The sequence below is a fragment of the Bacillus sp. URHA0034 genome (genome assembly GCF_056280405.1).
Map to the genome: position 1 here is coordinate 3,487,546 of NZ_JBWCDK010000002.1, position 24,467 is coordinate 3,512,012.

The 24,467-nt window shown below is 39.3% G+C and carries 19 protein-coding genes and 1 pseudogene; 12 read left to right on the forward strand and 8 right to left on the reverse strand.

Going from position 1 to position 24,467, the window contains the following annotated elements:
- Positions 1-48: 48 nt before the first annotated feature.
- The 7 genes from brnQ to ACZ9EE_RS18830 form a co-directional block, all read right to left on the reverse strand.
- Positions 49-1,401 carry a branched-chain amino acid transport system II carrier protein gene (brnQ, locus tag ACZ9EE_RS18800; protein WP_476029428.1) on the reverse strand — a complete coding sequence of 451 codons (1,353 nt, stop codon included), beginning with the start codon at positions 1,399-1,401 and terminating at the stop codon, positions 49-51.
- A gap of 188 nt (positions 1,402-1,589) precedes the next feature.
- Complete coding sequence (locus ACZ9EE_RS18805) at positions 1,590-3,437, reverse strand: bifunctional diguanylate cyclase/phosphohydrolase (protein WP_476033009.1); 1,848 nt, start codon at positions 3,435-3,437, stop codon at positions 1,590-1,592.
- A 173-nt stretch (positions 3,438-3,610) separates the two neighbouring features.
- Complete coding sequence (locus ACZ9EE_RS18810; RefSeq protein WP_476029429.1) at positions 3,611-4,192, reverse strand: DUF5317 domain-containing protein; 582 nt, start codon at positions 4,190-4,192, stop codon at positions 3,611-3,613.
- A gap of 748 nt (positions 4,193-4,940) precedes the next feature.
- Positions 4,941-5,642 (reverse strand): HAD family hydrolase, encoded by a 702-nt coding sequence (locus ACZ9EE_RS18815; protein WP_476029431.1) that lies wholly within the window; start codon positions 5,640-5,642, stop codon positions 4,941-4,943.
- 64 nt (positions 5,643-5,706) lie between these two features.
- Positions 5,707-6,573 (reverse strand): hypothetical protein, encoded by an 867-nt coding sequence (locus ACZ9EE_RS18820; protein ID WP_476029433.1) that lies wholly within the window; start codon positions 6,571-6,573, stop codon positions 5,707-5,709.
- A 159-nt stretch (positions 6,574-6,732) separates the two neighbouring features.
- The gene (locus ACZ9EE_RS18825; RefSeq protein ID WP_476029435.1) at positions 6,733-6,951 is read right to left on the reverse strand and encodes a hypothetical protein; all 219 of its coding nucleotides are present in this window, start codon (positions 6,949-6,951) and stop codon (positions 6,733-6,735) included.
- Positions 6,952-7,045: 94 nt separating this feature from the next.
- Positions 7,046-7,246: a hypothetical protein gene (locus tag ACZ9EE_RS18830; protein ID WP_476029437.1), complete on the reverse strand. Its 201-nt coding sequence runs from the start codon at positions 7,244-7,246 to the stop codon at positions 7,046-7,048.
- A gap of 350 nt (positions 7,247-7,596) precedes the next feature.
- Here ACZ9EE_RS18830 and ACZ9EE_RS18835 point away from each other — a divergent pair, with 350 nt between their 5' ends.
- Positions 7,597-8,841 carry a cation:dicarboxylate symporter family transporter gene (locus tag ACZ9EE_RS18835; RefSeq protein ID WP_476029439.1) on the forward strand — a complete coding sequence of 415 codons (1,245 nt, stop codon included), beginning with the start codon at positions 7,597-7,599 and terminating at the stop codon, positions 8,839-8,841.
- A 190-nt stretch (positions 8,842-9,031) separates the two neighbouring features.
- Here the strand turns inward: ACZ9EE_RS18835 and ACZ9EE_RS18840 are convergent, their stop codons facing one another.
- Positions 9,032-9,859, reverse strand: a complete 828-nt coding sequence (locus ACZ9EE_RS18840; protein WP_476029441.1) for a TetR/AcrR family transcriptional regulator — start codon at positions 9,857-9,859, stop codon at positions 9,032-9,034.
- Positions 9,860-9,953: 94 nt separating this feature from the next.
- Here ACZ9EE_RS18840 and ACZ9EE_RS18845 point away from each other — a divergent pair, with 94 nt between their 5' ends.
- The 11 genes and pseudogenes from ACZ9EE_RS18845 to ACZ9EE_RS18895 all read left to right on the forward strand — a co-directional run bounded on the left by ACZ9EE_RS18845 (position 9,954) and on the right by ACZ9EE_RS18895 (position 24,309).
- Positions 9,954-13,037, forward strand: coding sequence for an efflux RND transporter permease subunit (locus ACZ9EE_RS18845; protein ID WP_476029443.1), 3,084 nt, complete (start codon positions 9,954-9,956; stop codon positions 13,035-13,037).
- A gap of 950 nt (positions 13,038-13,987) precedes the next feature.
- Positions 13,988-15,526 (forward strand): maltose/glucose-specific PTS transporter subunit IIC, encoded by a 1,539-nt coding sequence (locus tag ACZ9EE_RS18850; RefSeq protein WP_476029445.1) that lies wholly within the window; start codon positions 13,988-13,990, stop codon positions 15,524-15,526.
- A 33-nt stretch (positions 15,527-15,559) separates the two neighbouring features.
- Complete coding sequence (locus ACZ9EE_RS18855) at positions 15,560-16,252, forward strand: N-acetylmannosamine-6-phosphate 2-epimerase (RefSeq protein ID WP_476029447.1); 693 nt, start codon at positions 15,560-15,562, stop codon at positions 16,250-16,252.
- Positions 16,253-16,437: 185 nt separating this feature from the next.
- Positions 16,438-17,280, forward strand: coding sequence for a MurR/RpiR family transcriptional regulator (locus ACZ9EE_RS18860; protein ID WP_476029449.1), 843 nt, complete (start codon positions 16,438-16,440; stop codon positions 17,278-17,280).
- Positions 17,281-17,549: 269 nt separating this feature from the next.
- Positions 17,550-17,675: a hypothetical protein gene (locus tag ACZ9EE_RS18865; RefSeq protein WP_476029451.1), complete on the forward strand. Its 126-nt coding sequence runs from the start codon at positions 17,550-17,552 to the stop codon at positions 17,673-17,675.
- Between the two features lie 1,432 nt (positions 17,676-19,107).
- A pseudogene (locus tag ACZ9EE_RS18870) lies at positions 19,108-19,446 on the forward strand (C40 family peptidase); the annotation flags it as partial.
- A gap of 451 nt (positions 19,447-19,897) precedes the next feature.
- The gene (locus ACZ9EE_RS18875; RefSeq protein ID WP_476029453.1) at positions 19,898-20,242 is read left to right on the forward strand and encodes a lmo0954 family membrane protein; all 345 of its coding nucleotides are present in this window, start codon (positions 19,898-19,900) and stop codon (positions 20,240-20,242) included.
- Between the two features lie 25 nt (positions 20,243-20,267).
- Positions 20,268-20,909 (forward strand): PspA/IM30 family protein, encoded by a 642-nt coding sequence (locus ACZ9EE_RS18880; RefSeq protein ID WP_476029455.1) that lies wholly within the window; start codon positions 20,268-20,270, stop codon positions 20,907-20,909.
- A gap of 169 nt (positions 20,910-21,078) precedes the next feature.
- Positions 21,079-21,909: an alpha/beta fold hydrolase gene (locus ACZ9EE_RS18885; RefSeq protein ID WP_476029457.1), complete on the forward strand. Its 831-nt coding sequence runs from the start codon at positions 21,079-21,081 to the stop codon at positions 21,907-21,909.
- A 55-nt stretch (positions 21,910-21,964) separates the two neighbouring features.
- Positions 21,965-22,756: an IclR family transcriptional regulator gene (locus ACZ9EE_RS18890; RefSeq protein WP_215041593.1), complete on the forward strand. Its 792-nt coding sequence runs from the start codon at positions 21,965-21,967 to the stop codon at positions 22,754-22,756.
- Positions 22,757-23,031: 275 nt separating this feature from the next.
- Positions 23,032-24,309, forward strand: a complete 1,278-nt coding sequence (locus ACZ9EE_RS18895; protein WP_476029459.1) for an MFS transporter — start codon at positions 23,032-23,034, stop codon at positions 24,307-24,309.
- The last annotated feature ends 158 nt before the right edge of the window (positions 24,310-24,467 follow it).

Sequence of the window (24,467 nt, forward strand, 5' to 3'; positions counted from 1 at the left end):
CGAGATACTATCTGCAGATGTGCAACTCACACATCAATCTGTTCATGGCTATTGAACAGCAACCTTTTTAGAGTTTGTCGGCCAAAAATACCCGATAACCGCACCTGCTAAGGCTGGTAAAATCCATCCAAGCCCAATACTGTAAAGCGGTAAATACTCTATATAGGCAGCTTTAATTGATTCGAACAATGCGTTAGACGCTCCTGGTAAACTGGCTGCTAATGTGCTGTAACCGTCGAAGAAACTAACACAAAAAGTAAGGAACATAGACGCTGCATAGACACTTTGCTTATGTTTAAACAATGGTGAAGTGAGTGCCAATAAGATCAAAACAATCGCTAAAGGATACAATAACATTAAGACAGGTACCGCGAATTGAATGATATTATTTAAGCCGAAGTTCGCGATAATAAACGATACAAGGCATAAGACCAACACAAACATTTTATAGCTTACTTTTGGAAAGACACCATTAAAGAATTCGCTGCAAGAGGTAATTAATCCGATGCTGGTTTTTAAACAGGCCAGTACGATAATAATCGCCAATAATATCGCCCCGAAGGACCCGAAATAATGCTGAGCAACCGCAGCAAAAATCAAACCGCCATTATCGAATGTTCCGATTGTGGATACGCTCGATGCCCCCATATAGGTGATCAATCCGTAAATCAACATCATTAGTGCCATCGCGAAAATACCTGATTTCCAAGTGGCCTTGGCAATCGCCTTTGTATCGGTGATGCCTTGTCCCTTAATGGCATTGATGACAACAATCCCGAAAGCTAGTGATGCGAGGGCATCCATGGTATTATATCCTTCTTTAAAGCCCGTAATAAAAGCCAATCTGCTATAGTCACCTGTCGGCTTATCGAAGTGTCCCATCGGCTTGACGATCGCAATAATAATTAAAAAGAATAAAAAAACTAAAAATGCCGGTGTTAGATACTTTCCTATATAGTCGATAATTTTCGCTGGATTTAATGAGAAATAATAAACGATAGCAAAAAATAGGAAGCTAAAGAGCCCGAGATATAAACTGGTGTGCTCTGGATTAATAAATGGTTCGAAACCAACCACAAATGGTACGGTTGCTGTACGTGGAATCGCGAAAAATGGTCCAATGGTTAGGTAAAGAGCCATCGCGAAGACGACGCCGAATATTGGATGGACACGGCCTGCTAAGTCACGTAGTCCGTTACTTCCTGACAATCCAAATGCCAAAATTCCCATAAACGGGAGGCCTATTGCAGTAACTAGGAAGCCAATTAAAGCTGGCCAAAAGTTTGTTCCAGCAAGTTGTCCCATTTGGATAGGGAAAATTAAGTTTCCGGCACCAAAGAACATTCCGAACAGCATCGTCCCAATGATGGCGTAAGTTGAAAATGATATTTTTTGTTGCATGCATGTGCTCCTTCTAGATGTATTTATTCTGAATTTCTACAATAATTTAATCATTTTAACACCTTTTTCTGATGTTAGCTATAACAGTTGGGTTATTAGGGGAGGAAAGTTTTAACTCGGTTTCTCCAAAAAATCCTCTTCCTAAAAAGAAGAGGACAATGTTGTGTATATGGGATCGAGTCCAATATCTAGTTATTTACCGCAGCCAACTCTCTTTCTATTTCTTCCTCAAAGTCATTCAACTGCTTAACCATTGAAATAAACGGCTCAATAAATTGCGGGTCAAATTGCTTGCCTGAGCATTCACGTAATTCGACGATCGCTTCTTGGAGCGTTTTTGTTTTTTGGTAAGGACGCTCGGTGGTCATCGCATCGAAGGAATCAAGTAAACAGAGGATCCGTGCTAGTTTTGGGATGGACTTTCCAGATAGTCCATATGGATAGCCTTTCCCGTCATAACGTTCATGGTGGAGTTCGACTAAAGGAATCAAGTCTTCTAACTTCTTATTCGTTGAAATAATCTCTTTTCCGAAAGTCACGTGCTTTTTCATCATTTCCCATTCATGGGGCTCGAGCTTGCCCTTTTTAGTTAAAATCTCCCGTGGGATTTCAATTTTTCCAATATCATGAACCAGTGCACCAAGAATCAGTGTTTTACGTTCGTGAACACTTAAATTTAGCATTCGGGAAAAATCGACAGCATATTGGTAGACACGCTTACTATGGCGATATGTATAAACATCCTTTGAAAGGAAAATTTTTAATTGATATTCCGCTTCTTCTAGCTCTTTTTCAAGGAATAACGAGTGATGGACAGTATACTCAGAATTTGCATTGTAAATTTGCACTAGGTTCTTTCCTTGGTTTTTCCCTGCATACATGGCTTGGTCTGCTTTGTTTAAAAGTTCTGAAATACTATAAGTTTCTTTTTCGCATTCGGCTATCCCGCATGAAAAGGAAAAGCAGCCATAGGGGAGACGTTCAACGCCGCTGTAATAAGTATCATTAGCCTTCTTTCTCAATTCGTTCATAAATGAATAGGCCTTATTCCGGTCGGTATTAGGCATGGCGATTGCAAATTCTTCTCCGCCATAACGGGCCACAATATAATTGGCCCTATCTGCCTCGGTTTGCAAGAGGGCCCCGAATTCCTGGAGAAGATGGTCTCCTTGGATATGTCCGTACAGGTCATTGTATTTTTTAAAATCATCAATGTCGAGGATGGCCACGCTTAGAGACTCATCACTTTCTTTGGCGTTGGTGACTGAATTCTGGAGAATTTCCTTAAAATAGCCGTGATTATTTAGACCAGTTAGGAAGTCCTTATTTGCCTTTTCCGAGATTTCTTTAAAAAGATGAAAATGCTGTTTGAATGCCAATGATAATAAAAAAGCTATTCCTGTGAAAAGAACTAATCCGAATAGTTTCTCTCTGCTCATTAAGATGACTAGTACTAGTGAAAGCATCAATGAACTGATATAGGTTGCAATGGTTTCCTTAAAAATATCTTTAAAAACCGTTACTAGGCTTTCTGCTGCCGCAATAAAAAAGTAGATACCTATCAGCAGTACGTTGATGGCAAAGTAAATACTTAATGATAATAAATAGGGAATAGAATTATTTATATAGACACTTCCAATTTTTCCACCTGAAAAAATGAAAGCATAATAGGCACAAATAATCATTAATGAATAGATAGAGAAATTAAAAACATGTTTCCACCACACAATTTTCCGTTCAGTGAAAGCAAATAGGATCGAATTGATTACGAGCACGCCCAGAGTAATATCCAGCCCGAATAAAAAAAGACTTGCTAGAAATATAGAGGAATCCATCGAAAGCGAATTGCCCTTTGGGGGAAGTAATATAGGATAATGGTTTAATAGTAAAATAGCTCCTGCTAAAGCAAAAATCATTACCCACTCAAATGTCGTATGAACAACAAAATGATTAAAAGTGAAAAAGGTTGTAAGACCTACTATTGATACAAGTATTAAGTATTTATTTGTCGCTGACTTTAATAACTGCATTTCCATCACTCTCATATATAAAAATATAGGAGAAGTAAAAAATTACTCCCCCTATTATGAAGTTCTTAAACTAGTCTAAATCCAGAAGTTAAAGCGATAATAACAGAACCGATAATAATTGCATTGTAAATGATTCCAGTTAATTTAATGCCATTTTTTTGTTCGTTTTTCATCTCTTCTCACCTCCTTTCACGGAAGGGAGTTACCACCTTACGGACCAATGGATGACGGACCATTAGGTATTGAATGAAAAGGAAGATTCCGATATTCATTACAATATCGCCAATACTTATGATTTGTGTCCGGGGATAAGGTTTAGTGATAGGAATAATATCACCCAAAAATCCAAGATGTGTTGAAGATGTTAACATGGTGTGTTTAGCGTATAAGCTTTCTTTGAGGGCTTGGATATAGCCTGGATCCAATACGGATGCTGCTTTTACTGATACCGGCATTCTTCCACCGTTGAGGACCATTACGATAAAGTTTAGAAATACTCCAATTAATATTAGCATAAAACCTGGACTTTTTCGGTTTAAAAATAAAAAGAGTAGACCGAGTAGATAAATTACTATGTAGATATATCCGCTTATTTGTCCAAGAAACTTGTTATCATTTTGCAGAAAAAAAACAGCTAGTTCCACAATTAATAGGAGAGGAAAAATCCAACCCCACCTTAACTTTAATTGTGCAAGTGCTCGTAAGTTTCCTTTGCGAAGAAGACCGACAATAAACGAAATAATGATGCCATCAAATACCATCCATTTTTACCTGCCTATACCTAGAATGATTAATAAAGTGCAAAAATTCCATGAAAGAAAAATATTCTTACAATAACATATATATATCTAATCAAAAAATTTTGTCGAAAGCAATGCAGAAATTGGAAAATTTATGTCTAAATTGTAGATTTTGTTACTTGGGGGCGTTGAGATTTATCGAATTTTGTCGAAGTATAAATGGGAGAACCGTAGGTTGAGATAATGGAGGTTTAAGAGGGAGGCTTGGATATTTTGTCTATTAAAAAGTGGCTATTTAACAGTATGACTAGTCACCTGAGGATATTGTCCAATAGGTTTGTCTAATGGACAAAAAATGAAGTAGACCGGCGGGTTTTGTCTAATAGAGCTCGTCTAATGGACAAAAAGTGAAGTAGAGCGCCGGTTTGTGTCTAATAGAGCTCGTCTAATGGACAAAAAGTGAAGTAGAGCGCCGGTTTGTGTCTAATAGAGCCCGTCTAATGGACAAAAAGTGAAGTAGAGCGCCGGTTTGTGTCTAATAGAGCCCGTCTAATGGACAAAAATGAAGTAGAGCGCCGGTTTGTGTCTAATAGAGCTCGTCTAATGGACAAAAATGAAGTAGAGCGCCGGTTTGTGTCTAATAGAGCCCGTCTAATGGACAAAAAGTGAAGTAGAGCGACGGGTTCTGTCTAATAGAGCCCGTCTAATGGACAAAATATCTTAATAGACTCAAAACCTACATCATGACCGTTTGTTTTTCTGAGAAAAACTAAAATAATAATTTGATAAGTTCCTCAAGTTGTTGATAGGATTTTATCTCGTAAGTTGGCTGAATCGATTCCATCGCCTTTGGCTTGTTCGTGGGATTGATCCAGATAGAATTCCAACCTGCAAGATCGGCCCCGATAATGTCATTCTCAAACGAATCCCCAACCATAATCGAATCGGCAGGATGGGTATTGGTTTTTCGATTCACATACTCAAAGAATTCTTTCCGCGGTTTGGCATAGCCGACTTCACTCGAAATGAAGATATTTGACTTGGGAATCAAGTTACCAATATCCAATGCATCTAGCTTTAACCTCTGGTGGCGGGCGGGCCCATTGGTGGTGATATAAATCGGAATGTCCTTCCTGCTTAAATGATGAAGGATATTCTTCATTTCCGGAATAAGCGAAACTTTGTACTGGTGATCTTTGTACTCTTTTTGAAAGGCGTCTGCCTCATCTGTCGAGATCGAATAACCGAAATCTTTAAAAGCATTGATCATTCGGTATTGATGCATCTTCTCTAAAGACATTTCTCCTGATTCTGTCAGGGCAAACACTTTATCACTGTATTCTCTGCTTTTTTTAAAGAGTTCCAGAATGGAAATATCGGTAATCGTTGCAAAAACTCGATGATAAGCTGCTTGAAACGGCTGCAGTTGGTCGTATAAGGTATCATCTAGGTCGAAGAAAAGAGCTTTCATGGTGTACACTCCTATTAAATGGATAGATTCACTTCATTATAATAACAGAAGTTGGGACGTGAAGTTAAACAATCCTGAATACAACCTCTCTATCATTCAACTCATACTCGTCCTGCATTTTTTTGTGCAAAAGGTTGCAAAATTTATTGTAAGAGATCCCATAAAAATAGGCGAACGGATTTTGGACGTTACGGCTAAACTTCAGCCTATTAATTAGCTGCTTAAAGGATTGAATGGCAACATCTTGGATTAGTTCAGGATCATTCTCCCACAGGTTTTGGTAGGCAGTGATTTTGGCCATTTTCCAATACTCCTCGATTGTCTTGGCATTATTAAAAAAGCACTTAACGAGTTGGACAAACGGCTGTGGAACACGATCGCTTACATAGGTATGGTCTAATTTTGCTGGTTCTTCTATACGTTTTTTTATCTTTTGATCTTTTTCAGTTTTTAAAAGATTACTAGCTTCTTTAGGGTGGTTCATCGTTTCCTCTTTAGCTGGTTCATTTGAAGGAAAACGATTAAATTGGTATAGATTGCTGGTCTGTGAACCGTTTTTTCTTTCCGTTTCAAAGACAGTGAGGATGCCTAGTTCCTTGGCCTTCAAGATCATCCGCTTAAAAGTGGAGCGGGAAATGCCGTTGTTATGGTATTCCTCATGGATGGATTTTAAGATGGTGCCGATTTTGGCATTGCAAACCCCAGGGATTTTAGCGGCATAACGTACCAATCTTTTTAACCCGATTAATTCACCTTTTGAAAAAGTTTGCTTATGTTCTAACAGCCACATCTCGATATGGTGATTAAATTCCTGAAGGGAACTAAATTGGGAATACTGATCGAATCTCTCGATATTACCTGATTTTAAATGGAGCATTTGTTTACACCCTTTCCCGCAGAGATTGGTGCCATTTGTCATTGAATTGGACATTTCTGGCATCTCTACGATATCGGGTTTTGTGGGGGAATTCGAATTCCACTTTATCGAATTTGGAGGCGTTTTTGGGGTGTAAAGCCACTTTTTGGGCTTCAAATGAGAAATTTGGAGCCGATTTTTGCAATTTCAGCTGAATTTTATATCGAATTTTTTCTAAAACAATTTAAATCTAGCGATAATGATCGTCCAAATAATCAGCGTTACGATTGGCAGTGTGACAAGCGTGACTAAAAAGGAACGTTCGAAGATGTTGTATCCCTTTTTTTCAGCAAACCATTCACAAAAAAGGACAAGGACATAAAGTAATACTAGTTGGACTGAAAGCGATATGAGTTTGTATAGAACGAATTGAAGGAAACCATGATTGTCCATTTTATGCCCCCTTTCGCTTGTATATATCTATTCGGCGGTGCGGGGGAGTATTATGAAATTGAAATAAAAAAGGCTCCGGAAAAGGAGCCTTTCGCTATATTAGGAGTGTACCTCTCTTTTCAAGATAAAGGTCGTACATTTCTAAACTCTCTAAAAGTCCGTGTTTATAAACCAATAATGCTTTCCTCACGACGCTGTTATAATCCATATTCGTAAGCTCTTTATTGCAATCTTCCAATTCCTTCGTTTTCACGATTGTTAAATCTCTAAAGATACTTTCTAAATCTCTCCCCATTTGCACAACCTCCAAAACTATTTCTTTTTCTAGTAACAGCATGGACCATTTCATTCCATTTTATTCAGATAAAAATCAGAATGCTCTCAAAATTGGGTAATTGGACCAATGTAGGAAGATATAACCGTGAGAATTATCCTAAAATACTTAATAATTGGGTAATGAATAGGGAATTTACACTAATACAATAGTAATAAACTTAATTAAAATTAGAAGCTGCCATTATTTTCAGTGTTGTGTATGTCGAAAGAAAAATCTAGAATTATATTGTAGTATCATGATATGATATTGATTAAACCTAATTTATGTTTTTGTTAATATAGTAATCAGTTTTAAGGAGGAGAGAGGTTATGAAAAGAATAAGTCTTGCATGGCAAATTTTCATTGGTCTAGCCCTGGGTATTATTGTAGGTGCGATCTTTTACGGTAACACTCATATAGCAGATTTTCTTCAGCCGATTGGTGATATCTTTATTCACTTGATCAAAATGATCGTTGTTCCGATTGTTATCTCAAGTATTATTGTTGGGGTTGCTGGTACTGGCGATATGAAATCGCTTGGAAAACTTGGCGGCAAAACCCTTTTATATTTTGAAATTATTACTACAATTGCCATTGTGCTAGGGTTACTATTTGCAAATGTTTTCCACCCTGGAACTGGTGTCGACCGTTCACACTTAGCTAAAACAGATATTAATACGTATGTGGAAACGGCGAAAACAACTGAATCTCATTCCAAAATCGATACGTTAGTTAATATTGTCCCAACGAACATTATTCAAGCATTAGCGAATGGTGATATGCTAGCGATCATTTTCTTTTCTGTTATGTTCGGACTTGGTGTCGCAGCGATTGGAGAAAAAGGTACACCGATTATCAATTTCTTTAGAGGTACCGCCGATGCGATGTTCTGGGTTACTAACCAAGTGATGAAATTTGCTCCGTTTGGCGTATTTGCCTTGATTGGTGTGACGGTTTCAAAATTCGGGCTATCATCGCTTATCCCATTAGGAAAATTAGTATTCGTAGTGTATGGCGCTATGATTTTCTTTATTCTGGTTGTCCTAGGTATCACAGCTAGAATTGCTGGGGTTAATATCTTCAAGTTCTTAGCCTATTTGAAGGACGAATTATTACTTGGCTATTCTACAGCGAGCTCGGAGGCTGTTCTTCCGAGAATTATGGAAAAAATGGAGAAGATTGGCTGTCCAAAGGCGATTACTTCTTTCGTTATTCCAACTGGTTATTCCTTTAACCTAGACGGATCTACGCTTTATCAAGCGATTGCAGCCTTGTTCATTGCACAAATGTATGGAATTCATTTAAGCATTACCCACCAAATTACCTTAGTGCTTGTCTTGATGGTAACGTCTAAAGGTATTGCTGGTGTTCCAGGGGTATCTTTCGTGGTCCTTCTTGCAACGTTAGGAAGCGTGGGAATTCCTGTTGAAGGTCTTGCGTTTATCGCTGGTATTGACCGTCTCCTTGATATGGCACGTACTTGTGTTAATATCGTTGGTAATTCCCTGGCTGCCGTTGTGGTGTCAAAATGGGAAGGTCATAAGCTTAAAGATGACAGTAATTTAGCAGCTTAATATAGAAGAAGACAGAGATGCAGATTGCGCTCTGTCTTTTTTTTTGTATTTATATGCGGATTTTGACAATTTTTTTGCAATCCGTTGTCCTAAAAATAAGCAATATCAAAGCTTCACGCTGTTTTTAACCAAACGTTTGTTTAGTTTTATAACTCCACAAAAAAAGCAGAACACATTGCGTGTCTGCTTTTTAAAAATCATAATACCGACGAAGTAAAAAGGAAATCCATTTACAATGCGGATGATTCCGAATATTCTCCAGTAATCCTCGGATAATGACAGCACTGTAGGTTGGCTCAGCCAGCTGCTCCCTGAGTAAAAGCAGTGACTCCTTTTCCACAGATTCTTCCATCTCCACAATCTTCTGCTCCAGTATATCAATAATCTGTTCCTTGCTGGCCTCCTCCTTGATTGGAGTTTTAACGATCTCGATTAGTTCTTCTGAAATAAACGGAACCGTTGTATGCTCCGCTAACAGGTTCGTCTTCTCCACTAATGATTGCGCTAATAGCTCTAAATCCAGCGGAACATTATAAAAGAAAAACAACTGTGAATAAGTATTCATAAATCCCTTAATGCAATACATTAGATCATATTTCGTCTCACTGACCCGTTTACCATATAATTGGTCCAGCATAATTAAGATCGTGTTCTCGAGGATGCGATCGTAATGATGCAGTTTTACCAAAAGGTCCTGTTTGAAGGTATGGGATTGCTCTTTCATAAGTAGTCGCGCAAAATCCGAGTGATGATAAGAAGTATGAAAGGTTGTGTAATAAAATGTATAGAGGAGTTCATCCTTATTTGTATTTCTGACTGCATAGTCAATTTCTGAGATGAGTTGATTCATAAAATGATCAATCAACGCCAGAATTAACTCGTCCTTCGATTTGAAGGATAAATAAAAGGCCCCTTTTGAAATTCCGCAAAGTTCGGTTATCTGTTGCACGGAAGTCGCTTCAAACCCTTGCTTCGCAAAAAGCTCAAGCGCTTTTTCCATAATTAATTGTTTTTTCATTGTACATCTCCTAGCGTCATTTATTGACAAATGACTGATTGGTCATTATTATAAATACTTGAGCTTAGTAAGTCAATCAAGGGTAGGTGTAACCGTGAAAGGTATAGCAAATTTTGTCCTTCGAAATAAACTGGCAGTCTGGCTGCTGACGATTATCATTACGGTATCTGGAATCTATTCAGGTACTCGTATGAATATGGAAACAATCCCGAATATTTCGATTCCATACTTGATGGTCACAGGTGTTTATTCTGGAGCTACGCCTGAAAAGGTAATGGAAGATATATCGATGCCGATCGAGAAAGCAGCTGAAGGTCTCGATCATGTAAAATCGGTCCATTCTAATTCATATTCTAACATGTCGAGTATTCAGGTCGAGTATGAATATGGTATCGACATGGACGAAGCAAAACGTTCATTGAAATCAGCATTAGATGACGTGAAGTTACCAGATGGTGCACAAGAACCAAAGGTTACGGCCATCAGTATGAATATGATGCCGGTTGTCGCTCTTAGTGTAAGTAGTTCAAAAGAAAATATCGTGGATTTAACTTCAACGGTAGAAGACATCCTCCTTCCAAAAATTGAAAAGATTGATGGTGTCGCGTCGGCCACTACTACTGGCCAGCATATTGATGAAGTGGACTTGACCTATAATCAAGCCGAATTGAAGGAATTTGGCCTCACTGAAGATAAAGTGAAGCAAATGATTCAAGCAAGCAATATGTCCGTTTCATTAGGACTTTATCAGTTTAAAGAAGGGGAGCAGGCGGTTGCCATTGATGGCAAATACATGACTGCGGATGAATTGAAGAATACGATCATTCCTGTTACCCCATCGAAAACACATCCATCGCCATTTGTGAAAATGAGTGATATTGCAACGATTGAAACTGTTGGTAAAGTACAGTCCGTTTCACGTACCAATGGCAAGGAAGCAATCGCGATTCAAATCGTTAAAGAGCAGAATGCCAACACGGTCGATGTCGTTAACGCGGTCAAGGATGTTGTAAAAGATCAAAAGGCAAAAATCGATGGTCTTCACATTGATGTCACCCTTGATCAAGGCAAGCCGATTCAGGAATCCATCTCCACTATGGTGGAAAAAGCAGTCTTTGGCGGTTTCATTGCTGTCTTGATTATCCTGTTGTTTTTACGCAGCTTTAAATCAACCATTACATCGATTATCTCGATTCCAGTGTCAATTTTCATGGCGTTGCTGATTCTTCACTGGCTTAATATTACGCTAAATGTTATGACTCTTGGAGCGATTACCGTTGCGATTGGCCGGGTCATCGATGACTCGATTGTTGTAGTGGAAAATATTTATCGCCGTTTGCATTTAAAAGACGAGAAATTAACTGGTCGTGCGCTTGTACGTGAAGCAACGATTGAAATGTTTAAACCAATCCTATCGTCAACATTAGTAACCGTTGCGGTCTTTGCACCATTAATTTTTGTAGGCGGAATGGTCGGTGAGTTGTTTGCTCCGTTCGCGCTAACAATGACCTTCGCACTGGGTGCTTCGTTACTCGTGGCGATTACCGTGGTGCCAGCCTTGTCACACACCCTATTTAAGAAAAAGTTATATGGGGAAAAGACCGGGAAGCGTCATAAAGAAGTAGGCGAGTTAGCGAAATGGTATAAATGGGGGCTAGAAAAGACCCTTAATCATAAGGTCATTACGTCCATCATTGCGGTGGTGTTATTGGCTGGCAGTTTGGCGCTGACGCCATTAATCGGCTTTAGTTTCCTGGGCAGTGAACAAGATAAGGTCATGTATTTAACTTACACTCCTAAAGCAGGTGAGTTAAAGGATGAGACGTTAAAGAATGTTAAATACGTGGAAGATAAGATGTTAAAACGTGATGATATTGATATCGTTCAATTATCAGTGACGGATAAAGCAGACACATCCACTGCCATGTTTGGCGGCAGCGGCGGCGGAGGGTTAATGTATCTGATTTTTGATCCAGATATGAAGGATTTCCCTAAGGTAAAAGATGAAATTGAGAAGTATGTGAAAAATCTTAATCAATCGGGCACATGGAAGAGCCAAAACATGGGTGCTTCAACCGTTGGTTCCAATGAGGTCAGCTACACTTTCTACAGTGATAACCTAGATAAACTCTATGCAGCTGTAGATAAGGTTGAAAAGGTGATGAAGAAGGATAAAGGTCTTAAGGATGTTACTTCTAGTGCAGAAGATCCTTATGTCGAATATACCTTTAAAGTAGCACAGAATGATTTGATTAAATATGGGTTAACCACAGGTCAGCTCGTAATGATGTTGAACCCGACCAAGACACAGGATGTGTTAACGACGATTGAGAAAAATGGTGAATCCCTGGATGTGATTGTTCAGCAAGAACAATCAAAACAGCCAAAATCCATTGATGAAATGTTAAAAACACCAGTCCCAACCGCCATGGGTGCGACTGTGCCGCTTTCACAGCTTGTAAAAGTGGAAAAAGGAACGACATTAAATACACTTGCACGCAGTAAAGGTGAATACTACGCAAGTGTATCTGGAACGATTCTTGGTAAGGATGTTAAAAAGGCCACAGATAAGCTAGGTAAAGAAGTTGATAAACTTGATTTACCAAAAGGAGTTACCGTCGGCACTGCCGGAGTGCAGGCAGATATGGCCGATACCTTTACACAGCTTGGTGCTGCCATGCTAGCCGCGATTGCGATTGTGTACTTTATCCTTGTGGTAACCTTCCGTGAAGGGGTCGCACCGTTTGCGATTCTGTTCTCGCTGCCGTTCGCGGTCATCGGTTCGTTTGTCGGTCTATTGATTGCCGGTGAGACCATTTCCGTTTCGGTTATGATGGGTCTATTGATGTTGATTGGTATTGTCGTCACGAATGCGATTGTCCTTGTCGACCGAATTATCCATATGGAACGAGATGGATTGAGAATGCGTGATGCAGTTCTCGAAGCGGGAGCTACTCGTTTACGTCCGATCCTAATGACAGCCATTGCGACGGTTGGTGCGTTAATTCCGTTAGCACTCGGCTCAGGCGGCGGCGGTTTGATCTCGAAAGGTCTTGGTATTACCGTAATTGGTGGTCTAATCAGTTCGACGTTATTAACGTTGTTTGTGGTACCGATTGTATATGAGGTCTTATCGAAGTGGTTTAAGAAGAATCGAAGAGAAGAGCAAGAAAATTAAGGAAATGCCCTGCGAGATGATTAATCTTGCGGGGTTTTTCTATTGAGGGGTTGAATATCAGGGTTTTTGGGTAGATATCAGCGAAAGGGGAGTCGGTTTATCGGCGGCTTTTGGGAAGATATCGGCGGAATGTGAACTTTTATCGGCGGTTTTTTTGAGTATATCGGCGGTTTTCATCCATTTATCGGCTTTTTTAAAATAGGTACCTAAGATTTGTTCAATGTGAGTTAAATTTCATTTCTTACATACATTAAATAAAAAGGTTTCCATTTTTTGAAAAAGAGGGTGTTGTAAATAACCACTATCCAGGAGATTGCTGAGGTCCTTACTGATATTAATCATCCGCTTGCCCCAATCTGGAGCCAAAATGATATCATCAAAAAGAATATCGCGATCAGTTTTGATTATTGGTTAGAAGATACCGGCATCCCGATCACTTTAGTGGAGTTTGTGGAGCAGTATTTGGCACATGCCGAGTATCTGGGGGAGATGTTTTCTTTCAAGCAAGACAATGAGCTGTCATGACTTAGGGAGAAGTGTAACGGGGTTCCATATCCAATGCTTTAAATCACATTAATAATTGCCTAATTGCCTCGCCTTTTGTTAACGATACTATAATTTTTAGAGGATACTATGTTCAATATGTGAGCATATATCCTCTTTTTTAGTACATTTCGGAATGATTAATAAGATGTTACTAGTACTATGTATAAAATGTTTCGGGCTATACTTTGTATTTTTGGGACATAGCCCCCAGCAGGAGATTATGTCCTAGATGTTAATCATTAATTAAATTTCTATAAAGCAGAATTTCAATATAAAACTAGTTTGTGAAAACTTTTTCGCAAAAGGACCGGCATTTACGAAAAGCCTTAAAAGCGCATTCATCTATATTGAATGTGTCTTTTTTTAATATATAGTTAAGATAAGAATAAAAGGAGGTAGGACCTATGAAGAAGTTTTTTGAAAAAGCGCAGCAATTTGGAAAGTCATTTATGCTTCCCATCGCTGTCTTACCAGCTGCTGGTTTGCTACTAGGTATAGGTGGTGCGTTATCAAATCCAAATACAGTTTTAGCGTATCCATTTTTAGATATTACATGGCTCCAAGCAATTTTTACGATTATGAGTTCTGCAGGAAGTATTGTATTTGGGAACCTACCGATTATTTTTGCTGTCGGGGTTGCGGTTGGCTTAGCTCGTTCTGATAAAGGAACAGCTGGATTGGCTGCCATGATTGGATATTTTGTTATGAATAGTACGATTAGTGCCCTGCTCTCAATTACTGGAAAAATTGCTAAAGATAATTTAGCTGGAGCAGGTCAAGGCATGGCTGTTGGTATCCAAACGTTGGAAACTGGTGTATTTGGCGGGATTATCATTGGGATTATCGCAGCCATATTACACAATAAATATAATAAAATTCAGCTTCCTCAAGTGTTAGGCTTTTTCGGGGGCTCAAGATTTATCCCAATTGTTGTATCCTTTACAGCAATCTTTGCAGGGGCTGTTCTCTTTATCGTCTGGCCTTTTGTCCAACATTTCATTAACCAATTAGGATCATTGGTTAACAACACGGGTGTAATCGGCACATTAATCTATGGCTTTGTATTACGGATGCTTGGGCCATTAGGCTTACATCACATCTTCTACTTACCATTCTGGCAAACGGCTTTAGGTGGAACCATGGAGATTGGCGGGAAAATTGTTAGCGGTACCCAAAATATCTTTTTTGCCCAATTAGCCGATCCAAGTACTAAACATTATTACGAGGGTGTTTCCAGGTTTATGTCTGGTCGATTTATTACCATGATGTTTGGTCTGCCTGGAGCAGCACTAGCGATTTACCATTGTGCTAAGCCGAAAAATAAAAAACTAGTTGCAGGGATTCTTCTGTCTGCTGCCTTAACCTCTTTCTTAACAGGAATAACGGAACCACTTGAATTCAGCTTTTTATTTGTCGCTCCAGTTCTCTATGTGGTCCATTCTGTATTTGATGGATTAGCTTTTATGATGGCTGATATCTTTAATATCACAGTTGGACAAACCTTCTCCGGAGGATTTATCGATTTCACGCTATTTGGTATCCTTCAAGGCGAGGCTAAAACGAACTGGATTTATGTATTGTTTGTCGGAATTCCATGGTTCTTCTTGTATTACTTTACGTTTAAATTTCTAATCAGGAAAAAGAATTATAAAGTCCTTGGTCGTGAAGATGATGAACAAGCTGTTACAACTAATCAAGTAGCAGCTACCGAGCGCGCGAAAACAATTGTTGAAGGTTTAGGCGGATCACAAAATATTGATGTAGTGGATTGCTGTGCAACTCGTTTACGTGTAACTATTAAAGATGAATCATTATTAAATGAGGGAATTATTAAACAGACAGGTTCAAAAGGAATTGTTAAAAAAGGAACGGGAGTACAAATTATTTACGGCCCACAAGTTACGATCGTAAAAAACGAAGTCGAAGAATACTTGGGTCATTAAGCAGTGAATCTATCTTACAAGGAAGTGTGTTGAATGAAGCCGATATTAGACCAAATAGCAAAAGGATTAATCGTTTCATGTCAGGCATTAGAGGGTGAACCATTACACAGCTCATTCATTATGGGTCGAATGGCGGTAGCTGCTAAAGAAGGAGGGGCGATAGGAATCCGTGCAAACTCTGTTTCTGATATTTTGGAAATTAAAAAACAAGTGGAGCTTCCTGTTATTGGTATAATCAAACAAGTATATGGAGATCATCCTGTTTTTATCACTCCAACCATGAAAGAAATCGATGCCTTAATGGAAACAGGCGCAGACATCATTGCGACAGATGCAACTGCTCGGATTAGACCTGACGGCAGCACATTAGAGCAATTTTATAAAAAGATAAAAGAAAAATATCCCAATATACTTTTGATGGCGGATGTATCCTCCGTAGAGGAAGCGATTTATGCTGACAAACTAGGGTTTGATATTGTAGCGCCAACATTATATGGATATACAGATGAGACACTAGGATTGAAAATTGACCATAATGAATATGAAGTAATCAAAAAGATAATAAAACAAGTGAAAGAGGCAAAGGTTATTGCAGAAGGAAATGTCACTACGCCAGAAATTGCCCGTTCCTTATTAGAAAACGATGTTTATGCGGTGGTAGTGGGTGGAGCAATAACAAGACCACAGCAGATTACTAAAAGATTTGTAGATGCTTTGCAAAAGTAATTCTATAAAATCTTTTAACGATTAGTACGGACCTGTAAAGAGGCTTTCAAAATAAAAATGGCTCAACATGATGTTGAGTCATTTTTGTTTTGAAGTTGTTTTATATGCATTAAAAATGTTATTGCCCGATGATGGTTATCCTAACTATAATTGAGTATGGAAAATATCCGAATAAGGGAGATAATATGGAATATCTAGGTGAAAACCTCATACACGGAATCGAGTGCAGTATGGACAAGTTAACAAATACAGAGGAGGAAATAGCGAATTATATCATTGAGCATCCAGAGGAAATTAGCCAATTATCTATTAGTCAAATTGCTAGCAAGCTCCATATTTCACCAGCCACGATAACCCGTTTTTGCCAAAAAATATCCTTTTCAGGGTTTAATGAATTTAGGCACGAATTGAAACGGTATGTTGACCTTAGAAACAAACCAACAACGGCCACGGATTTAAAGCAAATCGATTATTTTGCGAATTTATATCAAAGCCATCTCAATATTATCGACAAAACCTTTCAGAAAGTCACTTATTATGATATTCAGCAAGCAGTGGCCCTTCTCACTAAGGCTAGAAAAGTCCATGTTTATGGAATCGGCAACTCAGGAATCGCTGCACAGGAATTTAAATCGAAGTTTTTTCGAATTGGCTTAAATGTCGAGACCGTTACAGATCCACATCAAGCAGTCATGGATGCTGCATTAAGCACTGAAGACAGTGTCGTGATAGGCATATCTGTTTCAGGGAAGACAAAAGAAGTAATAAATGCAGTTAATATTGCTAAGAAACAAGGTGCATCCGTTCTTGTTTTTACTGGTGAAAAAGATTCAGAGCTAGCAGGAATGGCTGATATAACATTATTGGTTATGAATAAAAGTACTATGCATATGGGCCAGAATATATCTCCATCCTTACCACTCTTATTACTCTTTGATTTAGTCTATACCGAACTCATAGCAAAAGACTATAAAAACAGAATTCAAATTCGTGATAAAACGTTGGAGGCCTTATATGATACTTATTAAAACGGGTAGAACTGATAAGCGAGACCACCAACAATGATTCCGGTGACCGCACCATGGAAGAAATCCGTGGGCGGAAGCAGTAATAAGACAGTGATCAAGCTGCCGGTGGAGAAAAGAGCACTTTTCTGTACAGGGGTGTATCTTTTTCCACGGAGATGCTAAGAAAAATGAAAGTGGATAGGTCATAGTGGAAAACACGCCAAACTGTTCCCTGCCAAGTAATTTCTCCTCCTTCTTCTGCACTAATTGCTGCTGCAAAAATCGAGCCAATGACCAGAATACCAATCGAAACAACCTTTGAAGTGGTTGATGGTAAAACACTCCCGTTAAGTCAAGTGGTATTCCCGGCAAAAGTAGTTTCCCCATTAATTGCGGTGCTTTTTATATGGGTATAAAATCCTCTGCTCCTAATTGGAGTGATTTATTTTAATCTCGTTATTGAGTTCAGGAAGAAAACTGATCTAATCATCCTTGAGAATCTATTTTTAAAAATTACTAACTAATCATTCCCCGTTAATCACTTTATACTTATTATTTATCCATTTTTTGTAAGAAAAAAATATAATTTCTACCATTTGCATCAGTAGATTCATAACTTTTGACGGATGTTCTTTTGTCGAAAATTGCATTAATATGTCTATTGAAGTAAATAAAGGAAGGTAGGAAGAATAAATAGTGAAGAAAAATTTAGTAACAGCAGCTGCAACCGCTGGGCTTGTTCTCACTGCTTTTGGAGCCTCAGCGAGTGCACAGGAACCAGCATATACGGTCCGTCCAGGAGACAGCCTTTGGAAAATTTCTCATTCAAATCATGTGTCTATTAATCAATTAAAAGAGTGGAATGCTCTTTCCGGTGATACAATCTATGTTAATCAAAAACTCTCACTTACTTACACGGTAAAAAAAGGTGATACCCTTTGGGAGATTGCTAGATATAATGGTACAACGGTAAGTGAACTAAAACGGTTGAATGGCATGACATCAAGTTTCCTTCGTGCTGGACAGCAATTGAAAATAGTCGAAACGAGTCCAAGTGAATCTTCTTATACTGTTCAAAAAGGTGACTCTCTTTCTGTAATTGGGGCCCGTTTTAATGTAACGGTTCCTCAGCTTAAGTCTAACAATCAATTAACGTCTGACACTATTTTTCCGGGACAGAAGTTAAATGTTAGCGGTGGCGTGGTTAATAATACAACCACAGTGGCTGCACCGCAAAAAACAGTAGAAACCGCGGCACCAAAAGTGGAAACGCCGCAGCAATCAGCACCAGCAGCGGCGGCACCACAGCAGCCGGCAGCACCAAAAGTGGAAGCGCCACAGCAATCAGCACCAGCAGCGGCGGCACCACAGCAACCGGCAGCACCAAAAGTGGAAGCGCCACAGCAATCATCACCAGCGGCGGCGGCACCACAGCAGCCAGCGGCACCAAAAGTGGAAGCGCCACAGCAATCAGCACCAGCAGCGGCGGCACCACAGCAACCGGCAGCACCACAGCAACCGGCAGCACCAAAAGTGGAAGCGCCGCAGCAATCAGCACCAGCGGCGGCGGCACCACAGCAGCCAGCGGCACCAAAAGTGGAAGCGCCACAGCAATCAGCATCAGCACCAGCGGCGGCGGCACCACAGCAACCGGCGGCACCAAAAGTGGAAGCGCCACAGCAATCAGCATCAGCACCAGCAGCGGAAGCACCACAGCAGCCGTCAGCACCAGCAGCACCGCAGCAACCGGCGGCACCAGCAGCGTCAGCGCCACAGCAGCCAGCTGCACCAGCAGCGGAAGCAACCAAAAAACCGGCCGTTGCCTCAGCTTCTTTGGTGGAAGGAGTTATTTCGGAGGCTAAAAAATATCTCGGTTCTCCATACAAATGGGCCGGAAACACGCCAGCGGGATTCGATTGCAGTGGCTTTACCGTTTATGTATTCAATAAAGTAGGAATCTCCTTACCACGTACAGCTGCAACACAGTGGGAGGCAGCAACACCTGTATCTTCTCCACGAGTGGGTGACCTTGTCTTTTTTGAAACCTATAAAGTCGGACCATCCCATGTAGGAATCTATTTAGGAGACAACAAATTCATCAGCGCAGCATCAACGGGGGTAGTCATCTCTGATATGACTTCTTCTTATTGGAAAACTAGATACCTAGGAGCGAAATCTCCTTATTAATGTAATGGTGCCTGACACCGTAAGCCCTATAAGCATATTGCTTGTAGGGTTTTTCTGTATAAAGGAAACATCCTGGGTAATGTGAGTGAGCATTTTGTGCCCGTTGTATTGGGAAAATGTTCTCACATGGGCAAAAAGAGGAAATATTGTGCCCGCTCTTTTAGAAAATACTTTCAATAGGTAACAAAAAAGATTAATTGTGCCCGTTTCGCCTGGAAAATTACTCACACAGTCATAAAAATAGATTATTTTGACGATTGCTACCAAAACTCACTCATCATGGGCAAAAATTACTTCATTCAATGCCCAATTTATCAGGTCTCATATCAACTACGTCTCAGGTCTTATATAAAAATCAAGCTCTGGCGCAATTATGGAAAAGAACGAAAAAAGGTAAGATGATATCAAGATAAAGAAACAAATACCTGAACAATTCCAAGGAGGAATTAAAATGAAAAAGTTTGGTTTATTGTTAGCAGGCGGGCTGGCTGCTCTTATATTGCTTCACTCCATCGGCCCAATGGTAGGATTACTGGTGAGTCTCGTGTTGCTTTACTTCATCTTTAGACAGTTTCTCAAAACGGATTCGATTGCATGGAAGATTGGCCTAGTCATTATTGGCTTAATTGTCCTATCTTCCACCATCCACCACATCCCAGCTCTAATCGGAGTGGCCGCTGCTTATGTGCTTTACCTAGTATATAAAGAATGGAACAAGAACAAAAAGGCACCCAAAGATAAAGGCAATGACCCGCTTGTAAACTTTGAAAAGCAATGGAATGAATTTAAAAAATAATTTTTATCATAAGGAGAGAAAAAACATGACAAACTTATTAACAAGAATTAAAGACATTATTGTCGCGGATATAAATGAGGCCCTTAATAAAAAGGAAAATCAAAACCCGATTGCGATGCTCAACCAATATTTGCGCGAATGTGAGCGGGAAACTGAGAAGGTCGGCAAGTTAGTGGCTCGCCAATCTCAGTTGCGAGATGAATTTACAAAAGAGTATAGTGAGGCCATGAAGCTGGCTGAAAAAAGAAAACATCAAGCAGAGGTTGCCTCATCCGCTGGGGAAACAGAGCTTTACCAATTTGCTGCAGCTGAGCAGCAGCATTACGAAGAACGGACCCAGCGCCTGCAAGCTTCACTCACTCAAGTGACCGAACAGCTTGGTGAATTGGAAAGAAAGTATGAAGAGATGAAGCGTAGAGTGAAGGATATGCAGATTCGCCGGATGGAGTTAATGGGCAGAGAAAATGTGACCCGGGCTAACTTGGAGATGAACCAGGTGTTAGAAACTGATTCTTCCACTAGCTCATCTTTCTCAAAATTTAAGGATATTGAAGGCTATCTAGATCGTTTAGAGCAGAAGGTAAAGAGTTCTTTCTTCAGCAGTACAATCGATGAAAGAATTGCCCAGCTGGAAAAAGAAAAAAACGTAAACCTAACAAAAGATTGATGGAACAAGCAGTGGTCCTAAAAGGAGGACCACTGCTTATTTAGTTAAAGATTCTTTATGTCAATTTTAGTAACTTCAGAAAATTCCGTTGACTATTCCTAAATTTGATTTATCATTTAATTATAAAACGTTGTTTCGCTAATAAAACATGGAGATCTGGAGGGAGTATATGCCTTATTTACAAGTAGAGGATTTAAAGATTCATTTTGAAATCGAGGGCGAGGGAGCTCCATTAATTATTTTACATGGAATGGGGAACAACTCTCAATCATGGAAAAAACAATTAAAGGGCTTATCAGAGCATTATACGGTTATCGCTTGGGATGCGCCTGGGTATGGGAAAAGTTCTGATCCAACAGCGGAGTTAAAGGAATTCAAACAATTTGCAGATGTATTAAAAGGATTTATTGATAACTTACCATATGAATCTGTTACACTTCTGGGACATTCTATGGGTTCGGCCATTGCCCTAGATTTTTGTTATCGCTTTCCGGACATGGTAGATGCCTTAATCATTTCTGATGCGACCAGAGGGGCAGCTGCCTTGAGCAAGGAAGTGAATGAACAGAAATTAAAAAATCGATTAACCAACATTGAAACATTAGCGCCAAAAGAACTGGCTGCCCTGCGTGTAACGGAGCTTCTTTCTCCACAGCCGGCGCCTGAAGTGAAGAAGGAGGCAGAAAGAATCTATTCGCAAATAAGACCGATGGGCTTCAGATCAGTAGCCTATTCACTTTTTCATTTGAATCAAATGGAGATTCTGCCGCTCATTTCTGTACCTACCCTTGTCATTTGTGGAGAATTAGATAAAGTCACGCCTGTATCTGAATCACAGATTTTCCATGATGCCATTAAAAATTCAACCTTTGTTACGATCCCTTTGACAGGTCATTTGTGTTATCAAGAGGATCCCAATCAATTTAATTCCATTGTCCTAGACTTTCTAACCTCTTTAGACAAGGTTAAGGATGAGCACTGTAATGCCCTCTTTGATTAAACTTCATGAAAATAGTAGAATAAGTAAATTAAAGATAATGAGATGGTGAATCGTTATGGTAAAAGATGAAAAGGAACGTTATAATGCCAATGCTTTAGTAAGAGGATTGGAGATATTAAAGCTATTCAGTGAGGAGCGCCCAACGTTATCGTTGGTAGAAATCGCGAAAGAACTAGATGTGAGCCGGACAGTTCCCTTTCGATTATTGTATACACTCCAAACTTTGGGATACCTCCACCAGGATGAACATACGAAACGCTATAGTTTAACTCCAAAAGTTTTAGAATTAGGATTTGCGTATTTAAGCACATTGAAACTCCCGGAAATTGCGCAGCCATACTTAGAAAAATTAAGAGATGAAACAGGGGCTTCTTGTCATTTATCGATATTGGATGGCCAAGAAGTCGTTTATGTGGGCAGTGCGCCTGTTAGAGGTGTTTCGGCGGTTAATGTGAATATTGGGTTAAGGCTGCCTGCACATGCGATTGCAAATGGGAAAGTCCAGCTTGCCTATCAACCTCAGGACCAATTAAATCAAATCTTGTTTGGCTCTAATTTAAAACCATATACGGAAAGAACGCAAACAGATTACATGGAATTTCAGCAGGAATTGGCAGCGATTAGGCAAAAGGGATATGCGATTACAAAGGGAGAGTTTCACCATGGAATTCAATCGGTTGCAGCTCCTGTATTCGAACGTACCGGTAACGTAATGGCAGCCCTTAACATTGTCGCAACAGAAAAAACGTTCAATAGTGAATTTATTGAAAAAGTAGCTTTACCAAAAGTGCTTGAAGTTTCTAAAATATTATCCGGTTTTATGGGCTATCATACTAAAATGAATTAAAGCTTGCAGCTCGATGCAAGCTTTTTATTATGCATTATATGTTTTGTATATAAAACGTATTTTAAATAATAAAACAAAACGTATATTTTATGTTGACACAATTTTCTTAAAATTTTAAAATAGACTTAGTAGTAAACAGTGTTTTATATATAAAACACTAAGACTGCTGCCAACAATCAAAAAAGGAGGAGTGAAAAGTCAGTTATAGCCTTTGAATTATAGTATACTATGAATAATAATTTGGAAGCGTATTCATTTGAAAAGGGGGCTCTTTCATGCTGAAAGGTAACAAACGCTGGATCTATATTGCGATGCCTATTTTCTTCTTTTGGTTTTTTGGACAAATTGATAAATTAGGTATTTCTATTATTCAAACCGATCAAGGCTTCTTACATGATCTTGGATTAACAGGAGCAGATAGGAATGCCAAGATTGGAATGATTACCTTTTTATTTACCATTTCCTATGCATTGTCTAATATCTTTTGGGGATTTATCATTGACAAACTTGGAGCTAGAAAGACAGGTATTTTAGGTCTTTCTGTATGGGCACTGACCATGGTTATTGGCGGGCTATCCACTTCTTATGAAATGTTTATTGTTAGCCGTATTGTTCTTGGAATGGGTGAAGGTATGATGATCCCGATTTGCGGAAAGTTCATTTCCAACTGGTTTAACCAGCGTGAACTTGGCCGGGCGCAATCTTCGTGGCTGGCAGGAAACTATTTAGGACCTGCATGTGGAGCTGTAATATTAACGCTAGTTATTGCTACCTTCCATTGGCAGGCTGCCTTTTTCGCTTTAGCTGCGTTTAATGTTTTAATTGTACTTCCAATGTTTATATTCTTAACTCGTGATACCCCTGAAGAACATCCAGGACTCGATCAAAATGAATTGGCCTATATTCGGCAATCAGATTCCAAAGAATCTACTAAAAAACTAAACTTTACGCAAGACTTCCGTTATTGGATTGTTTGGTTTGGAATGTTAGTTTCGTCGTTCTTATTTTTTGGTATTAGCATTTGGCTCCCGACTTATTTAGTCGGAGCAAAGGGTTTCACAAGGGAAGCGATGACTGGAATCACCTCTTTATCGTGGCTATTTGCTTTAGGTTTTGTATTAATTTGCGGATTTTTAGCGGATAAAACGAAACGTCCTGGTTTAATAGCGACTATTTTATTTCTTTTAACGGCTACCTTCTTAACTGCTGCCATATTATCTCCACAGCCAGTAATGGCCGGGATTTGTATGGGCTTAGCGATGGGATCGCAAGGCGGTGTTTTCCATATAAGCAATTTATTTATTGTCAAATTCTCTACGCCTGAAACAGCTGGACGTGCTGCCGGGTTGATGGGATTCACCAATATCCTTGGCGGTTTTTCAAGCTATATTATGGGCTGGATGGTTGATGTTTCTGGCGGGGACTTTGGACCTTCTATCGTGATGCTCATTATTGCGGCTGCGCTAGGTTTCGCTGCGTATCTGTTTACATTAAAAAAAGAAGCATCTGAGCTTAAAATGGAGAATTTGTCGCCTAATCAAGTAACTGTTTAAAAAGCATATAAATATGGGTGCTTGTTTCCTATACAAAACACCGTTGTAAGAAATCGAATTTTCTCAATATTTTTAATTGACAATTATAATATTGGGATTTATTATTGGTTTATAAACAAAACAATGTTTTATATATAAAACATAAAAGGAGTGTTATG